Origin of the sequence: uncultured Psychromonas sp., from assembly GCF_947489755.1 — a bacterium.
Taxonomy (GTDB): Bacteria; Pseudomonadota; Gammaproteobacteria; order Enterobacterales; family Psychromonadaceae; genus Psychromonas.
The window spans coordinates 56,160-73,177 of record NZ_CANLFB010000006.1 but is presented as its reverse complement, the minus strand read 5'-3'; the positions used below and the strand labels follow the sequence as shown (position 1 = coordinate 73,177).

General features: G+C 37.8%; 14 protein-coding genes and 1 riboswitch. Of the genes, 3 read left to right on the top strand and 11 right to left on the bottom strand.

The features are described 5' to 3' along the window. Positions 1–52 precede the first annotated feature (52 nt). From thiM to Q0794_RS04980, 7 genes are all read right to left on the bottom strand, one after another. Positions 53–862, bottom strand: coding sequence for a hydroxyethylthiazole kinase (gene thiM / locus Q0794_RS05010; RefSeq protein ID WP_298940622.1), 810 nt, complete (start codon positions 860–862; stop codon positions 53–55). A gap of 41 nt (positions 863–903) precedes the next feature. Continuing rightward, positions 904–1,569 (bottom strand): TenA family protein, encoded by a 666-nt coding sequence (locus Q0794_RS05005; RefSeq protein WP_298940621.1) that lies wholly within the window; start codon positions 1,567–1,569, stop codon positions 904–906. Positions 1,570–1,660: 91 nt separating this feature from the next. Next, a complete protein-coding gene (locus tag Q0794_RS05000; RefSeq protein ID WP_298940620.1) occupies positions 1,661–2,614 on the bottom strand; it encodes an ABC transporter substrate-binding protein in 954 nt (317 codons plus the stop codon). 134 nt (positions 2,615–2,748) lie between these two features. Beyond that, positions 2,749–3,546: an ABC transporter permease gene (locus tag Q0794_RS04995; RefSeq protein ID WP_298940619.1), complete on the bottom strand. Its 798-nt coding sequence runs from the start codon at positions 3,544–3,546 to the stop codon at positions 2,749–2,751. Continuing rightward, positions 3,539–4,438: an ABC transporter ATP-binding protein gene (locus Q0794_RS04990; RefSeq protein WP_298940618.1), complete on the bottom strand. Its 900-nt coding sequence runs from the start codon at positions 4,436–4,438 to the stop codon at positions 3,539–3,541. Before Q0794_RS04990 ends, Q0794_RS04995 begins: the two co-directional genes overlap by 8 nt. Positions 4,439–4,447: 9 nt before the next feature. Continuing rightward, entirely contained in the window at positions 4,448–5,290 is an 843-nt protein-coding gene (gene thiD / locus Q0794_RS04985; protein ID WP_298940617.1) for a bifunctional hydroxymethylpyrimidine kinase/phosphomethylpyrimidine kinase, read from the bottom strand. Between the two features lie 66 nt (positions 5,291–5,356). Beyond that, positions 5,357–5,478, bottom strand: a riboswitch (TPP riboswitch). Positions 5,479–5,623: 145 nt separating this feature from the next. Further along, positions 5,624–7,453, bottom strand: coding sequence for an ABC transporter ATP-binding protein (locus Q0794_RS04980; protein ID WP_298940616.1), 1,830 nt, complete (start codon positions 7,451–7,453; stop codon positions 5,624–5,626). Between the two features lie 240 nt (positions 7,454–7,693). Between Q0794_RS04980 and Q0794_RS04975 the strand changes: the two genes are divergently transcribed. Further along, positions 7,694–8,740, top strand: coding sequence for an adenosine deaminase (locus Q0794_RS04975; RefSeq protein ID WP_298940615.1), 1,047 nt, complete (start codon positions 7,694–7,696; stop codon positions 8,738–8,740). A gap of 292 nt (positions 8,741–9,032) precedes the next feature. On the opposite strand, the gene Q0794_RS04970 is transcribed toward Q0794_RS04975, so the two are convergent. The 3 genes from Q0794_RS04970 to Q0794_RS04960 all read right to left on the bottom strand — a co-directional run bounded on the left by Q0794_RS04970 (position 9,033) and on the right by Q0794_RS04960 (position 12,475). After that, positions 9,033–10,058, bottom strand: coding sequence for an AAA family ATPase (locus tag Q0794_RS04970; protein WP_298940614.1), 1,026 nt, complete (start codon positions 10,056–10,058; stop codon positions 9,033–9,035). Beyond that, positions 10,043–11,608: an AAA family ATPase gene (locus tag Q0794_RS04965; protein ID WP_298940613.1), complete on the bottom strand. Its 1,566-nt coding sequence runs from the start codon at positions 11,606–11,608 to the stop codon at positions 10,043–10,045. The genes Q0794_RS04970 and Q0794_RS04965 overlap by 16 nt, the downstream gene beginning before the upstream one ends. 411 nt (positions 11,609–12,019) lie before the next feature. Beyond that, positions 12,020–12,475 (bottom strand): Lrp/AsnC family transcriptional regulator, encoded by a 456-nt coding sequence (locus Q0794_RS04960; protein WP_298940611.1) that lies wholly within the window; start codon positions 12,473–12,475, stop codon positions 12,020–12,022. Positions 12,476–12,624: 149 nt separating this feature from the next. Here Q0794_RS04960 and Q0794_RS04955 point away from each other — a divergent pair, with 149 nt between their 5' ends. Both Q0794_RS04955 and Q0794_RS04950 read left to right on the top strand, forming a co-directional pair. Then, on the top strand, positions 12,625–13,539 hold the full coding sequence (locus tag Q0794_RS04955) for a DMT family transporter (RefSeq protein WP_298940610.1): 915 nt from the start codon (positions 12,625–12,627) through the stop codon (positions 13,537–13,539). Positions 13,540–13,647: 108 nt separating this feature from the next. After that, positions 13,648–14,823 carry an aromatic amino acid transaminase gene (locus Q0794_RS04950; protein WP_298940609.1) on the top strand — a complete coding sequence of 392 codons (1,176 nt, stop codon included), beginning with the start codon at positions 13,648–13,650 and terminating at the stop codon, positions 14,821–14,823. A 301-nt stretch (positions 14,824–15,124) separates the two neighbouring features. Here Q0794_RS04950 and Q0794_RS04945 read toward each other — a convergent pair whose 3' ends face one another. Next, positions 15,125–16,696 carry a DUF3943 domain-containing protein gene (locus Q0794_RS04945; protein ID WP_298940608.1) on the bottom strand — a complete coding sequence of 524 codons (1,572 nt, stop codon included), beginning with the start codon at positions 16,694–16,696 and terminating at the stop codon, positions 15,125–15,127. Positions 16,697–17,018: the final 322 nt, after the last annotated feature.

Here is a 17,018-nt window from a genome sequence, read left to right as displayed (position 1 = left end):
TAAAATAATGACCTTAAAGTTATCTTCAAAATAAACACTTTAAAATCACTCTCTATTTAACCGTCATTTTTAAACGTGTATTAATGGCATCGGCATCTAATTGATATAACACATCCAATAAGTTCATTTGTAAACTACCAGGGCCGGCAGATTGCTCTGCTGCAATTTCACCTGCGACTCCCAATATCGCCGCCGCCGCTAAACCTGTTTTTTCGCCAATAGCTGCAAAAGCACCAGTTAATGCACTTAAACTACAGCCCATTCCGGTAATGTTAGGCATCATTACATGTCCGTTGTGCAGCGTGACTTCATTCTCAGCGTTAATGATGTAATCGACCTCACCAGAAATAACCACATTACAGTGATAAGTCTCAGTTAAGTAGCGTGCAGCATCGACAGCTGCTTCACTGCTATCAAGCGAATCGACACCTTTGCTCTGTGCTGTTTCACCTGCTAAAGCAATTATTTCAGACGCATTGGCTCGAATAATTAAATCATTTGCAAGTGCTGCAATTTGGCGTGATGTTTCAGTTCGTAACGTGCTTGCACCACAACCTACAGGGTCTAATACTACAACCTTATTATTGAGATTAGCTTGTTCAACGGCGTAAATCATACGTGGAATCCATTGGCTATCTAAGGTGCCAATGTTAATGACTAAAGCACCACTAAATGACATCATTTCTGCCATTTCTTGACGAGAGTGTGCCATGATCGGCGATGCGCCAATCGCTAATAAGGCATTAGCAGTATTGTTCATCACCACATAATTAGTAATGTTGACGACTAACGGTTTTTGTTCGCGCAATGCTTGTAATGCATTGGTGATCACTTGGAACTTTTCTGTTGCTATTACTGACATATTTGGTTTCTACCTATCTGTTTATTTCGCACTACTTTTACTTAAATGACGGCATTCAAACCTTGCTGCCAGAAAGCGACTTCCATTCTCGTCGCCGTTCTGAATACTTTAAGAAGGTGTTGGCCACGTTGGCTATTGATATCAATCTCTGCGAGTAATTGGTCTAAATGCTCAGTGCTATCGACGATGCTTTGTTGAAACTCCTCACCACTGTATAAATCAATCCAACTAGCAAATTCATTACCCTCAAATTTGGTCTTTTTATCATTTGCTAATAAGCGACCAATTTCAGCATAACCAATTGAACAAGGCGCTAGTGCGACATAAAGGTCCACAATATCACCCGCCATACCTGTATCTAAAACGTAACGTGTGTAGGCGACTGTGCCGAAGTCTTCATCTTCTGCTTCTAAATCCGCCTCGGTTAGCCCCCAATCTGCACAATAAGTGATGTGGTGATTAATCTCAAAGCTCAACAAAGCTTGAACACTCGCAAGGCCTTTACGCATTTCTGCTAACGTATTTGCTTTATAAATCGCTAAGGCATAGGCACGGGAATACTGCTTCAAGAATAAAAAATCTTGTTTTAGGTAATGTAAAAAGCACGGTTGCGCTAAACTTCCGTTACCTAATTGCATCACAAAAGGGTGCTTTGTATAGTCATCCCAGTCAGACTGGCAAGCGTTGATTAAATCGTTATGGTTCATGATCTTCTCACTGTATTAAATTTTCTATTAAGTGAACTTTTAGCCCGTTCTTTAACTGGCACTAAGTTGTTTTAACGGGCATTAAGCTATTTTATTCGTCGAATGTCGGCATATAATCTTTTGCTTTTGGTAAGCTATTAATGAGCTTGTTATCAAACATAAATTGCGCATAATCATCGTAACGTTTTAAATCAATAGCAGCAGGGCGTAATGCAAAGCGTGTTAATGTATCGCGCCATGCACGTTTATTTAGCTCATTATTTAAGGTATCAGGTGCATAACTAACAAACTCATTCCATGCTGCTTGCGGATGGTTAACAATATAAGTAGTTGCTTGTTCTAAAGCTTTGTTAAAAGCACTGATCATCGCAGCATCGTATTTTTTTGCATTAGCAACAAATACCAATTCATCGTATGTTGGCACGCCATGTTCTTCAGGGAAGTAAGCTTTAGCTTTAAACCCTTCCAGTTCGAGTTGGTTAGTTTCGAAATTACGTAATCCGCCCCAAATTGCATCAACTTTGCCTGATGCTAATGAAGCAGAAAGAGCCCAACCGACGTTAATGATTTCTACGTCTTTGTAATTCAGTTGTACTGTTTCTAACATTTTACCGATCGTTGCTTCTTCGCTACCTGAAATCGCAATACCTACTTTTTTACCTTTCAAATCGCTTAGCGAATTAATTTTTCCGTTATCGAGTACCATTAATGTGTTTAATGGTGTAGCGATTAACGTCGCTGAGCGCACTAAAGGTAACCCTTCTGCAATATCAATAATTAGATTCGGCTGATAAGTAATAGCAAGGTCAATGTTGCCTGCAGCTACTAATTTTGGTGGCATACTTGGATCAGCAGGCTCTTGAATAACCACATTTAAACCTTGTTCTTTAAAGTAACCACGTTGTTGTGCCACGATAATTGGGCCATGGTTAGGGTTAACAAACCAATCCAACATTAGAGTGACTTTTTTATCCTCAGCTTGTGCTGAAAATGAGAACAAGGTTGCCGCTAAAGTAAGCGTGGTTAAGATGAAATTCTTTTTCATGTAGTGTATTTCCTTATTGTATTTAAAGAGTGTGCATTGTTTATAAATTAATATGGTTGAGCTTTAGTTGAGCACAAACGGGTACTCATTTTTGCTACTTTAATTTGCTATTTTGAATAATAGAAAACGCGTTTTTAGGCCTCCCATGGGATCAGTTTTTTTAATAACTTATCGGTGATGAAATATAAGCCGACTGAAATCGTAGACAGAATGAATAAAGCAGCAAACATTTCATCTATTAACATACGAGCATTAGCTTGCAGCATTAAATAACCCAAGCCTTCACTTGAGCCAACCCATTCACCAGCAACGGCGCCAATCGGTGCAATAACCACAGCGACACGAATACCAGAGGCCAAAGTAGGTAATGACGCTGGCAGTTGAATATGGCGTAACATCTTCCATTTACTCGCATTCATGGTCTTAGCTAAGTCGAGATAACCCGTAGGTGTGTTTTTTAACCCGTCATAACAACAAGTTGTAACAGGGAAAAAGATGATCATCGCAGCCATGACTATTTTTGAAGCAATGCCATAACCTAACCAGATCATCAAAATAGGTGCGATGGCAAAAACGGGGATCGCTTGGCTAGTAATTAAAATCGGCAATAACCAACGTTTGATTGGTTTAAATAACAACATCTGCAAGGCAAAACATAAGCCCATAGATAAGCCTAATAATAAGCCGAGTATGATCTCTTGAGTGGTCACCCAACTATGTCTTAATAAAACGTCATAGCGTGCAATCAAACGTTCGAACACAGATAAAGGCTCAGGCAGAATGAAAGCAGGTAATTTAAATACGATCACAACGGCTTGCCAAATTGCAATAATTACTGCAAAAGTAAGTAACGAACGTAATACTGGATGTAGGGTTTTGTCCTTACTTTTAATCGGTTTAGCTAGGTTAATCATGGGAGGTAAATTACTCATAATCTTGCTCCAATCGATCCAGAATTTGTTGTTGCAAGCTGGCACTTTGAGTATCAAAGGATCTTGGTATCTGGCTATCTGGCACTGTTAATGATTCTGCAAAGGCAGGTTGACCTTGCATAATGTACAGTTGATTAGCTAAGCGAATCGCTTCCTGTGGATCGTGAGTAATCAACACCACCGTTTTATCTTTTAATAATTGATGGGCTAGGTTTTGTAAACGATAGCGAGTGACTGCATCTAATGCTGAAAAAGGTTCGTCCATCAATACCACTGGTTTGTTTTGCATTAAGGTTCTCGCTAGTGCAACTCGTTGACGCATACCACCAGATAATTGCTGCGGTAAATAATGTGTTTTATCGGACAGGCCTACTTGCTCTAATAGCTGTTGTGCTTTTGCAATGTGTAGTGATTTTTGTTGTCTATCAGTCTTGTGACTTTTGTTACTGAGCTTTTCACTTAACAGAACGTTATCTAATACCGATAACCATGGCATTAATAAATCTTGCTGAGCCATATAAGCGATTTGGTTTTGCAAAGGTAGGTTGGTGCTGGTGGATAGTTGTCCTGACCATGCTACTTTATCAACCAATAAATTAGCGAGATAACGTAATAGGGAGCTTTTACCGCAACCACTTCGCCCTAAAATACAGGTCCATTGTGCAGCAGGAAAGTGCATGCTCAACGATGACAGTACATACTGTTCACTATGGTGATAACGTAAGCTTGCATCTTTAATATCAATACTCGGTGCATTTATTTCATTCGATATTGCTTGCTTTGATACTGATTGCTTTGAGACTGATTCCTTTGGCATTGTTTGCTTAGATGCTGCTTGCTTCGATACTGCTTGCTTTGGCACTACTTGCTTCGACGAATGCTTATTGGTCATGCTTAACATCTATCGATTCAGCTTGTAAAAATGGTCAACAGGGCCGCGACCTTTACCAATTTTAAGTTGGTCGGCATGTTGTAGTGCTTGCGTAATATAATTTTTACCTAGTTGCACTGCTGTTGTCAGTTCATTACCTTGAGCGAGATAAGAGGCGATGGCTGAAGATAAGGTGCAGCCTGTGCCGTGATTGTTATTAGTCTCAACGCGTTTTGCTGTAAGTTGCTGTACTGAATTCGGTAAAATTAATAAATCATTACTGTTTTCGTCTTGTTCTAAATGCCCACCTTTTAATAAGACTGCTTTTGCACCTAATAAGCGTAATGCGTCAATCATTGTCTGCATTTCTTGTTCGCTAGTGGGAAGCTGACTATCAATTAACGCCGCCCCTTCAGGCAAGTTTGGCGTGATTAAATCAGCCATTGGCAGTAATTCTGTTTTTAAGGTTTGAATGGCTACTTTTTCTAATAGTAGATCGCCATTGGTTGTTACCATTACGGGGTCGATGACTAAAAAGGCTGGTTTGTATTGCTTGAGTTTTTTAGCAACCACTTTGATAATGTCGCAATCAGCTAACATGCCTACTTTTACTGCAACAATATTGAGGTCACTAAATACAGCGTCTAATTGCTTTTCAACATGTTCAAGCGGAATCGGAAATATAGCGGATACGCCAAGTGTATTTTGTGCAGTAATAGCAGTGATTGCGGAACAAGCGTAACTGCCTGTTGCTGAAATAGCTTTGATATCGGCTTGAATGCCTGCACCACCACTGCTGTCAGAACCAGCAATAGTCAATACTATTGGAGTGCAAGTCGATGTACAAATAGCGTTAGGTGTAAGGTCAGACATAATGGCTCCGTTATAAACGCGAGCGAAACTTATGTTAACCAAAAAAAAGCAGAGGAATGCCACTGGAATGGTTTTTACATAGTTCCCTGCGTCAGTGTTAACTGTATCAGGTTCAACGGGTATCGATGCTTTATCAATTAATATTGATATTACATCGTTCTCAGCCAATGGCTCCCCGACTATCATTGCGGCAAATCATAACAAGTTCTGTTAAAAGCGCAATCAAACATTAAATTGTATTTTTTGTGTTGTTATAGAAAGTTTATCGAAAGTTTATCGTCAGCAAGTTAGTTTTTATTGATGTTCTAAAAAGTAACTTTAACGCTTAAAAGACTATTCACTCCCTAAAAAACCACCTGTTTGATGTGCCCATAATTGAGCGTAAACACCATTTTTAGCAATTAATTCTTGGTGGCTACCTTGCTCAATAATATTACCTTTATCTAATACTATTAAACGATCCATGGCTGCAATAGTCGATAAACGATGGGCAATGGCAATCACCGTTTTACCTTGCATCAATTCATATAAGCTTTCTTGAATCGCGGCTTCAACTTCAGAGTCTAAGGCTGATGTAGCTTCATCTAACACTAGAATGGGCGCATCTTTTAATAGTACACGAGAGATCGCAATACGTTGACGTTGACCACCTGAAAGTTTCACGCCACGTTCGCCAACTTGCGCGTCGTATCCAACATTACCTTCATTGTCTGTTAAGGTTGAAATGAAATCATGTGCCTGCGCTTGCTTCGTTGCATTGATCATTTCCTCTTCCGTTGCATCAGGGCGTCCGTAAAGAATGTTTTCACGGATAGATCGATGTAACAATGAAGTATCTTGCGTCACCATGCCTATTTGCAAACGTAAACTTTCTTGTTGTACTGCTTTGATATCTTGACCATCAATAATAATTTGGCCTTTTTCAACATCGTAGAAGCGTAATAATAGATTCACTAAGGTTGATTTACCTGCGCCAGAACGACCCACTAAGCCAATCTTTTCACCGGCTTTAATGTTCAATTCAAAGTTTTCAATGACGCCTTTATTTTCACCGTAATGGAAACTCATTTGTTTAAAGTAGATATTACCTGCAGAGACGACTAATGGTTTGGCATCTTCTTTATCTTTAATAATATTAGGCTTAGCAAGGGTGTTCATCCCGTCTGTTACCGTACCAATATTTTCAAATAGGGCACTTAGTTCATACATGATCCATTGTGACATGCCATTTAAACGCAGTGCTAAACTGATCGCGACAGCAATCGCTCCCACCGTGATTGCACTTTGCATCCATAACGATATTGATAACGCTGTGATGGCAAAGGCTAAGGTGTAATTTGAGATTTGCACGCAAATATTAATACCCGTTGCTAAGCGCATTTGTCGATAAACTGTATCTAAAAAACCAGTCATGCCCTGTTTGGCATAAGCTGATTCTGAGTCAGTATGTGCAAATAATTTAACGGTTGAAATATTGGTGTAGCTATCCACAATACGGCCGGTCATCGTTGAGCGGGCATCGGCTTGTTCTGCGGCTACTTTTTTTAACTTGGGAATGAAATAGTATTGAATACAAGTATATATCACCAACCAGACTAACATCGGAATCGCTAAGCGGTAATCAGCCTGTGCCACCATGACAAGCATCGATATTAAATAAACGAGAATATAAACCATGACATTTAATAGTTTCATTACCGTTTCACGCACGGCTAATGCGGTTTGCATGACTTTGGTTGCAATACGTCCGGCAAAGTCATCTTGATAAAAAGAAACACTTTGTTTTAATAAATAACGGTGCGCAAACCAACGTATCGACATCGGATAATTACCGAGTAATATTTGGTGAACAATTAAAGAATGCAGCAGTATTAATAAAGGAATTAAGACCAATACAATCACTGACATAATTAATAACTTTTGGCCTTCATCTTGTAATAGGGTTTCTGGATTTTTAGTGATTAACCAATCCACTAATTGTCCCATAAAACCAAATAACGACACTTCTAAAATCGCTAATAAAGCGGTTAATAGTGTCATAGCAAAAAGCGCTTTTTTATAACCTTTTGTATAATGCATACAAAAAGCCACTAGCGTTTTAGGCGGTTGAGTTGGTTCTTGATCATCTAGTGCAGGCACTAAATTTTCAAAGAATTTATACATGTTATGTCCTTAATTTTTATTGCTTTTTATGACAGGTCTTATGTCGAACTAGGAAGGGGGCTTTAATCCTGTGATCATAATGGTTAGTGCTTATAAAACAAGCTTTAATTAAATTACTTAAGGTTTATATCCTGCTTCGTTTTGTTAAATAAGTTAAATAAGTTAAATAATTTCACTTTTTTATTTTTATCAAGAAAAAATTAGTTATGCTGGCACAGTGTAAAATTAACAGAGAACATTATGCGGCATGCAACATCAAATTCAGACTGCTCTCCAGAAGTCTCCCTCGCATTGTTAAGCTGGTTAGCTAAACTACCCAAAGTAGAGTTACATTTACATTTAGAAGGGAGTTTAGAACCACAAATGTTATTTGATTTAGCCATTCGTAATCAAGTCACATTGCCTTATCAAAGTGTAGAAGAAGTAAAACAAGCCTTTCAATTTACTCAGTTACAAGACTTTTTAGATATTTATTATCAAGCGGCAAACGTCTTAGTCACTGAACAAGACTTTTATGATTTAACATGGGCTTATTTAGTCAAGTGTAAGGAACAAAATGTACTTCATGTTGAACCCTTTTTTGACCCACAAACACATACTGAACGTGGTGTTAGCTTTGCTACTGTGATCAATGGAATTGACCGTGCGTTAAAAGATGGTGAAGAAAAGCTAGGTATTAGTAGTGAATTGATCATGTGTTTTTTACGTCATTTAGATGAAGAAAGTGCTTTTTCAACGTTAACACTGGCGATGGAACATTTAGATAAACTAAAAGGCGTCGGGTTAGATAGCTCTGAGTTAGGTCATCCGCCTGAAAAATTTAGCCGTGTTTTTGCTAAAGCACGTGAGTTAGGTTTATTAACGGTTGCACATGCCGGTGAAGAAGGGCCTGCCGAATATATCTGGACAGCGATTAAGGATTTAAAAGTATCACGAGTGGACCACGGCGTGAATGCGATTCATGACCCTGCTTTAATTACTTATTTACAAGAAAGCCAAATACCCCTAACCGTTTGCCCACTATCAAATACTAAATTAAAAGTGTTTGATGATATGAACCAACATAATATTTTAGATTTATTAAGCTTAGGCATTTGTGTCGCTGTAAATTCTGACGACCCCTCGTATTTTGGTGGTTACATGACTGAAAACTTTGAAGCATTAATTCAATCATTAGATATGACTCAAGCACAAATGATTAAACTGGTTGAGAACAGCATTACTGCTAGTTTCTGTGATGATCAACGTAAACAAGCACTAGCCGAAATACTCAACAGTTATCAGTAAATATTATTGTCTTTGAATTAGAACTATTGATGACTGCTAAGTAAGTTTGTGACAAAGGCTTTCTGACCTCAGAAAGTCTTAATCTTGAATTAAGTTTGTGACAAAGTAGGTGATGCTAACGAGTCACTGAGAGTTGGCTCTTTTCATAGCTCAAGTAAAACTGTTGATGTGAGAAAGGTAGGCTATAGAATTTATAGTTCTAAGGCGAAATGGGGCACAAAGGCCCCTAGGAAAGATTATTAGTTATTCTCTGTTGGCCGAAATCACTGTACTACTAACCTCTCAGGGCCAATTATCGCTTAAATGCAGATAACATTTTCTCAGGAACAAAATACAAGTTTCCTTTTGCTCTGGTGCAAGCTACATACAATTTATTAGCCGTCGATGCAGCCAAGGTATTTAACTCACTTTTTTCATATGCTTTTAAAGTTTGAGGGTTAAGAACGATACAAACATCTTCAAAGTCATCTAGCCCTTTCGTGTTCCCCCAATTGTCAGTCCACCCTAAGTAAGTACTGCTTTTCTGATAAAAAAGCTTAACAATAGCATCATCTTTTTGCAGTATATTTACCTGCTCCCTAGCATCAACATATTGAATTTTTACTTCATCATCTCGATGAGATTCAATCGGTATACCTATGCTATCTCTAACAAATTGGCATACGGATGGGCTACATCTATAGCTATGTGACAAAGCCTCACAATCAATCGTATATCCAGATTTTTTTAGTTGATCTAGGTACTTATCAAGTCCCTTTTTATGTAAGTTGCCTTGCGTGCTTCCATCTCGACTAGTATCAAAAGTATGCTGGTAGAAGTCTCCAACCATAAGGATTTCAACCCTAGTAGGCGACAAAGCACAAAGCAGGTTAAAATCATTTGCAGCAAAGTCTTGGACTTCATCCACGCAGAAAAAATCAAAGTATTTTTCAATGCGCTCAGATATATCTGAGACACCTTCTAAATCCATCATCATTTTTGCCATTCGATTATGATAGATCTTCCCACCTTTATTGATGTAGTGAGCAAGTGTATTGCGTTTTGCATATTTGGAAGGCTCAGAGTAACTAACCCCTCTAATTTTTATATCATTACCCACTATTGGGCGAACACAAAATGACATCAAAAAAGAAAAGTAGGTATAGATCCGAACACCATCAGGTATATGTCTAAATTTCTTCAAAATCCGTTTTTTAATGTTTGCAGCATTATTGACTGTATAGGTAACAATTAGCGCACGACTATCTTCATTTAATTTGTCAATAATATGCTGAGTTTTTCCCGATCCCGCTACTGCAAGTACTACGCGCTTATCCATTCTATAGCCTCTCGAATATACACTGGTACTATCAGGTCATTATGTTGTTCTTCTAGCAAATTGAACGCAGCTTTAGTTTTATTCTTTAGCATGTATTCTTGTGGGTCTAATTGTATTCGGCCGCCAGAGAATAATTTGTCACATAACACTTTATTATCCCCATACATACAGACTTCAAAAGTATATCTCCCATTATCTAAATCTGCGTATACTGCAATGCAATCAGTAATATAATCTTGATAATTACCTATACAGTGGTTTTGGTAATCTTTGTCATTATCACGAATTACTGCTGTTCTAATATTGAGTAATTTTGACAACTCCATATAACGCTTAAAGCTAGTACCACCAACAGATATGATGTGAATTCCGTCTTGAGAAGCAGAGTGACCTTTAACAATCTCATACAATCTTTCCATGAGGATATACTCTGCATCACCCTCAACTAAAATAACCTTTTCAGAAAGCACAAGCTCCAATATATTATGGTTGGGGGCCTTCATGAAAAATTTTGATGTTTCATTTGTAAGGTCATTTAGCATCGCAGGTACGCTTGCTGAACTATTTAGTAAAATGGATTTTCTAAGATCTAATCTTGAGCTTATTAAGCTGCTATGGGTAGCAATAATAACCTGATTATTGTGAGCCTTTTCTATCTGATTTATTAATTTATTCATGCTTGTATGGCTTAGATGATTTTCTGGTTCTTCTAGGAGTAGTACATCAAGAGACTTATTCTGTTCCCTCTCCCTAAGTGCAAACGCTGTTTTTATAAAGCACTGTTTGCCTTTACCTCTATTCTCAATTGGAATTCCCTCCTCAGTGAGCGTTAAGTCAGTTTCTAAATTGAACTTAGATCCAGAACGAATAGCAAAATCATAGTCTTCTAAGTCATCATTGATTACGTTTAACTTAGTATCTCTAAAATTATTTTTTTGTAGTCTGTACTCATTCTGCAAGCTATAACGCTGAGGTTGCTCTACTGTTGCCTCGTACATTGCTCTTATATATTGGTTATTAGCGTATTCACTATTGATTTGCGTACTGTCTAATGAGAGGAACCTCAAAAATTTACGATAGCCTGAATATGCGTCGCCGCTGAACGTTGAAAATTTAGCTACGTAAAATTCAAATGGAAAGTTATTCCCTTCTGCTTCAATAGCCAGTTGAATCTCCGCGCTTAAGTCCTCATTTGGTTCAATAATTAGCTGAAGTCCGTCGTTAGCTAAACCGTCACTATTTACTCTGCCGTTAAGTTCTGGCTTACCAGCTTCACTTAAGTGCAGTTCTATATGCAAGGTTGGTAAGTTTTCAATGACCTTATTGCCAGCTAAAAATTCAGCTACAACCCCCGCATTCAGTAGAGCTTCAACACCTAAGCTTTCTACTTTGCTTTTACTACCACTTAGTACAAGTTCAATAGCAGCTAAAATCGTACTTTTACCTGCTTCATTATCACCTATTAGCGTATTAATACGAGGATCTAGGTAAATTTCAAATGTCTTGAACTTCTTAAAGTTACTGAGCTTTACCTTTACTATATGTGTCATATTGTTACCTTTAGCGACTAAACTTATAGGTAATACAATATCTCAATTATTCAGGTTGTTATGTGAGGGCGCTTCCATCAATACATATACTTTATTGATATAAATGACATAAATATATGTAGTCACTAATTTATTGTTTTCTAACTAGCTATGGGGTGGTTGATATTTAGAATTCTATTTCGTTTTGGGAACGTTTTCGACTTAGCTTTCTAGATCGATTTTGGGGCGAAAGCGACTTTGCTCCCGTAGTTAGTTTCACTGCGATACTAATTTGAAACTAAAAAGTCGACCAGAAAGAGGCTCTTTTTAAATATTATTTTTTATAAAATAGAATTTGTCACAAACTTAACTAAAACATTCACAAACTTCGTTAACAATCATCAACTATCCTGAATTAGCGTTATTCTCAGGTTATTTATAGATAGGTAAGGTACGTTGAGTATTCAACTGCCTTACTGACAAATGCGTGTGAATATCTTTAACGCTGTTTATCTTATGGAGTTTAGTGGTAAAGGCTTCATATCCGGGTAAGTCATGGGTAACCACTTCAATTAAGTAATCAAAGGCACCCGAAACAATATGTGCATTCACCACCTCTTTCATCTCCAATAACGTTATTTCAAATTCTTCCAGCGCCTTTTCTTGATGACGGTTTAAACTGACTTCTACAAAAAAAGTCATGTTGATTCCAACCTTCGTTTTATTCAAATTAGCTTGGTAGTCTTCTATATAACCATCCTCTTCTAAACGCTTTAAACGCCTTGCACAAGGTGAAGGAGATAGGTTCACTTTATCAGCTAGATCTGCGATGGAGATGCGGCCTTCTTTTTGTAATAGGGTCAATATATTACGGTCTATTTTATCCATGGCTGTCTCGTTTGGTGTTTTAATGCGTATAACTATATATTATTAACTTTTTAAACCAAATTTTATTTTAATTAAGACTTATTTGAGTGATAAGGGCGCTACTTTTGATGAATAATAGGTTCATTAAATTTTAACAGGGTGTAGCAGTTATGCTTAATACTCAGCGTGTCCATATCAAAAAAATGCATAGACCATTATTTTCCTCCAAGGTCTTAGGCTATTTGGCGATGACCTTAGTACTTCTTATTTGGTCTAGCTTTGCTTTATCGATTCGCACCATAGAGGGATCAAATCTAAGCATTGCCGATGTTGCATTATTGCGTTTTATGGTGCCGGCAATATTATTAGCACCTTGGGCTGTTGCCCATTTTAAAATGATTAAAACGCTCAAAGTTATTGATCTAGCTCTTATTTTACTAGGCGGTATTCCTTTTGTTTTTCTTGCTGCATTAGGCGCTAAAAATGTACCTACTGCATATGTAGGGACAATACTTGCAGGGACGCCGGGCATTTTTGTTGCCATTATTTCGGCCATTTTCTTTGCTGAGTTTCTTTCTAAAAAGCGTTTGTTAGCATTGTTATTAATATTAGCTGGCGTGCTGATTATGTTGCTGAATGAAAATCAGTCATTTTCTAAACAAACGTTAATAGGTATAAGTTTTTTATTTGCTGCGAGTGCATGTTGGGCTATTTTTGCCATCACCTTAAAACGCCTTAACCTGAAGCCGGTTATTGTGGTGATTATTTTGTCTTATCTGTCAGGTTTTATTATGCTGATATTGATTAGCTCTGGTATGGTAGAAAGTGAAATTGGCCATTTTTCGTTTCAGCAAGCTTTACCCTTTATTGTAATTCAAGGCCTTTGTATCGGAGTGGTCGCCACTGTCTGCTTTTCTTATGCGATCAACCAGCTGGGCGCTAGCCGTGCATCATTATTAGGCTCAATTTCACCTGTAATAACGGCTTTTTTAGCAGTACCAATATTTGGAGAATCTCTATCACTACTTATTATTGGTGGGATAGGGGTGACTATCTTAGGCGTTATTTTATCTCATCGGTGTTAATCGCTATGGCATTAAACCTGTGATCTCATGAATAAAGAGGTAGCTGGTTAATATCATCGTTATCAGTGTGGTTTATATAAATTATATTTATCTAAGGAAATGCAATATATGTTAGAAAATTTACCTGTTGTTCAAGGTGACCCTCTTTGGGCGTTGTTACATCAATGTAATGCAGACCAACGGGACCATAAGATTGATATGTTAGTAGGTGTGTATCGTGATGAAACAGGTCAAACACCTGTGATGCAACAGGTACAGAAAGCAGAACAAAAGTTAGCGGCAGCAGCCGAATCAAAGTCTTATAAAATGTTGTCAGGAAACCTTGAGTTTAATGACCACATGGCCAAATTTTTATTAGGCGAAAGCAAACGCTTTTCTGATCAATGTACTATTCAAACCGTGGGTGGTTCAGGTGCTTTAAGAGTGATTGCCGACTTTGTTGCGACGTTATCACCGGATGCTGTGATTTGGAATACCAACCCTGGTTATCTTAATCATCGTCCAATTATGGAAGGGGCTGGCCTCAAGGTTGAACCATTCCGTTGGCAGCATGTTGGAGGCGTTTTAGATATAGACGCGTGTTTTGAAGATCTCGCGCAAGCGAAAGAAGGCGATATTTTATTGTTACACGGCAGTTGTCATAATCCTTCCGGTGTAGATCCATCATTATCGCAATGGCAACAATTTATTGATTTCTGTCTTGCTAAAAAAGTCGTGCCTTTTATTGATATCGCCTATCAAGGTTTTGGTGATGGGCCTGAAGAAGATGCTGCAGGTTTAAGGCTGTTTGTTGAGCAAGTTGATTTTATGCTGGTGGCGGCAAGTTGTTCAAAAAATATGGGGTTATATTGTGAACGTACTGGTGTTGCGATGGTGATAACAAATGATCACTCTCAACATGTTCCTTTACGTACTTTATTAGAACGTATTACACGTGTAAATTACTCTATGCCACCAAACCACGGTGCCGCTGTCGCATCGTTATTGTTTTCAGACCCTGAACCTTGGTTGGCGGAACTCTCTGTGTGTAGAGAACGCATTAATGGTTTACGCAAAGCATTGGGCAAATTATTGTTAGAAATGGATGCACCTATTTCTTTGCAGGCCGTGACAAGGCAAAAAGGCATGTTTTCTTTATTGCCCTTAACAGCAGAGCAGATGATCGCTTTACGTGAAAAACATGCAATATACGGTATGTTAAATGGCAGAATTAACATTGCAGGCTTAAAACAAGCACAAGTTGGTTACCTTGCCGAAGCATTAGTAGACGTAATGAAAGACTAAGTGTGATATTTGAACGGTAACTTAAATCATCTTTAGTTTAAAAGCATCTATAGTTTAAAAGAATCTGTAGCTTAAAAGCAAAAAAGGCCTGTGATAAACGTTATCATAGGCCTTTTTATTAATATTGTTATACCAATCACGCTAATTAACTAATCTATTTTACTTGTTAAAATAACTTATTTCTTCGTTGTAAATTTCGTAAAGGGAACAACCATTTAGCTTAATTTACGCCTCAAACTAAGTCATTTTTCCTACGCAAAATTTAGCTCACTTATTCAGCATAATTGGTATTGTCCAACATTTATTGAGCTTGTATTGTTTCGCCATCACCAAAACGATAGACGAGTTTGCCGGTCATTTGTTGATCATGACTGCTTTCATGCGTAGTGAAATAGTTAACATAGTCAGCTTGTATTGCCCAGTTTGCATTTAAACGGTAATGGAGGCCAACACCAGTATTAAGTTGAAAGTTGTATTGATCGTCATCTTCATTCCAAATTTCTTCACCTAAACCAGCCGTTATATAAGGGCGTAAGTTTGAACTGGTATTGAAGTAATATTGGCCATCAACACTAAACGTTTCATAAGTTTCATTAGGTGTTGTGAAGGCTTGCATCATTTTTGTTGAGCCATAATTTAAACGCGCTGAAAAGCGTGGAGAAAAATATAAACCCAATGAAACTTGTGCATATTGTTCATTGATGAGGTTACGTTTATTATCGTAGTTAAGGTAACCCGACCCTAAACTTAACCCAACAATACCGAAGTTAACCGGATCACTTGAATTGGCAAATGAGTAGCCAGAGCCTAGTTTACGTTTACCACTAATACCTGATTGAGCTGCGCTATTATCTTCGCCAAACAAATAATTAATTTTAAACATGACCTGTTTGTCATTAGGTCTTCTTGCATCATCGCCTTGATCTGAGAGTGTAATATAACCTGTACCGGCTTTTATTAAATCTCTACCAAATAAACGGTTAAAGTTACGCCCAATCGAATCGATAGGGTCTAATAAAAATAGGGCGGTATTACCTAAATATTCATTTCCCCATACCGTGCCGCCGCCAGCCCAAATTTCGCGTTCAGTGTTAAAAGCCCATTCACCATAAACCCAACCTAATACAGGCGTAACCACTAAATCTTGTATCGATGGTTTTTCTGCAAAGGCTTCAACGCCATATTCCCAAAATGCGCTAGACATAAGCGCTGAGTATAAAAATGAATCCCATTGACGATAGCCTGATTTACGTGCTGCTTGGTAGTAAACACCACCAAAGTAAGGGTGCATAATATAGTTTAATACGGCATCATCTCGGTCCCATACTGGGCCTTCTGATACATGATCAACCCACTTCTGAGCTAAGCTTACATCGTCGTCGTCATTCCAATTGGTGATAGATTCAGGCATAACGGCAAGTACTGAAATAACCCCTAAACCATAATAAAAAATAGACGTTGTTTGTGATAATAATCGTTCGCTATCTTCTCCATTCTTAGGGCTGAATAAAGACACTTTATAAGGATTGTCATAAAAGCTTTCTGGCACATCAAACTGTTCCCAAGCTGAGTTTGTGAATGCCGTTTTGTACTCTGCTTCTTCTGTTTCGATATCCTTTGTTTCTGCCTTAACCTCTATCGTAAGTGTTTCTGGTAGTGGCTCGAGGAGTTGTTGATTTGTCCCTTGATATTCAGGTGTTTTTTGTAACTCATTATTTTCAGCAATAGGTAATTTAGTTGACGTATTACTAATATCATCTGATGCTGATTGAGGGAGATCACTTATCATCTCTTCTGCTGCAAATAATACCGTGTGTGTTGATATCGATAATAAGAAAAAAAGAGAACGTGTAATGTACTTTGTGATAATCACAGATAAATCCTTGAGGCAGGTTAAAGCCTATTAATTAATAGCCTCATATATACACTTAATTGAATAACATAAGCTTAATAGCAGTGACTTGTTAGGGGGTAGTTGCGCCCATTATCGTGTTTTTTCATCTTTCTGCAATACTTCATTTTTTGATGTGTTGCAGATATATGAATGCGATAAATTATTTTACTGCGGTAAGATTATTTTAAGGAATGAACTGCAAGTAGGTTATATTGTCTTAACTAACCTCAATTCTGGTTAACGTAAGCGAAAGGTTTTTTTAAATCATATAGTTATAAAAATTAATTATACAGTACTGCTA

Excerpts from the sequence above, each read along its gene's own strand:
- thiM (WP_298940622.1), bottom strand. The coding sequence starts at position 862 with ATGTCAGTAATAGCAACAGAAAAGTTCCAAGTGATCACCAATGCATTA.
- Q0794_RS05005 (WP_298940621.1), bottom strand. The coding sequence starts at position 1,569 with ATGAACCATAACGATTTAATCAACGCTTGCCAGTCTGACTGGGATGAC.
- Q0794_RS05000 (WP_298940620.1), bottom strand. The coding sequence starts at position 2,614 with ATGAAAAAGAATTTCATCTTAACCACGCTTACTTTAGCGGCAACCTTG.
- Q0794_RS04995 (WP_298940619.1), bottom strand. The coding sequence starts at position 3,546 with ATGAGTAATTTACCTCCCATGATTAACCTAGCTAAACCGATTAAAAGT.
- Q0794_RS04990 (WP_298940618.1), bottom strand. The coding sequence starts at position 4,438 with ATGACCAATAAGCATTCGTCGAAGCAAGTAGTGCCAAAGCAAGCAGTA.
- thiD (WP_298940617.1), bottom strand. The coding sequence starts at position 5,290 with ATGTCTGACCTTACACCTAACGCTATTTGTACATCGACTTGCACTCCA.
- Q0794_RS04980 (WP_298940616.1), bottom strand. The coding sequence starts at position 7,453 with ATGTATAAATTCTTTGAAAATTTAGTGCCTGCACTAGATGATCAAGAA.
- Q0794_RS04975 (WP_298940615.1), top strand. The coding sequence starts at position 7,694 with ATGCGGCATGCAACATCAAATTCAGACTGCTCTCCAGAAGTCTCCCTC.
- Q0794_RS04970 (WP_298940614.1), bottom strand. The coding sequence starts at position 10,058 with ATGGATAAGCGCGTAGTACTTGCAGTAGCGGGATCGGGAAAAACTCAG.
- Q0794_RS04965 (WP_298940613.1), bottom strand. The coding sequence starts at position 11,608 with ATGACACATATAGTAAAGGTAAAGCTCAGTAACTTTAAGAAGTTCAAG.
- Q0794_RS04960 (WP_298940611.1), bottom strand. The coding sequence starts at position 12,475 with ATGGATAAAATAGACCGTAATATATTGACCCTATTACAAAAAGAAGGC.
- Q0794_RS04955 (WP_298940610.1), top strand. The coding sequence starts at position 12,625 with ATGCTTAATACTCAGCGTGTCCATATCAAAAAAATGCATAGACCATTA.
- Q0794_RS04950 (WP_298940609.1), top strand. The coding sequence starts at position 13,648 with ATGTTAGAAAATTTACCTGTTGTTCAAGGTGACCCTCTTTGGGCGTTG.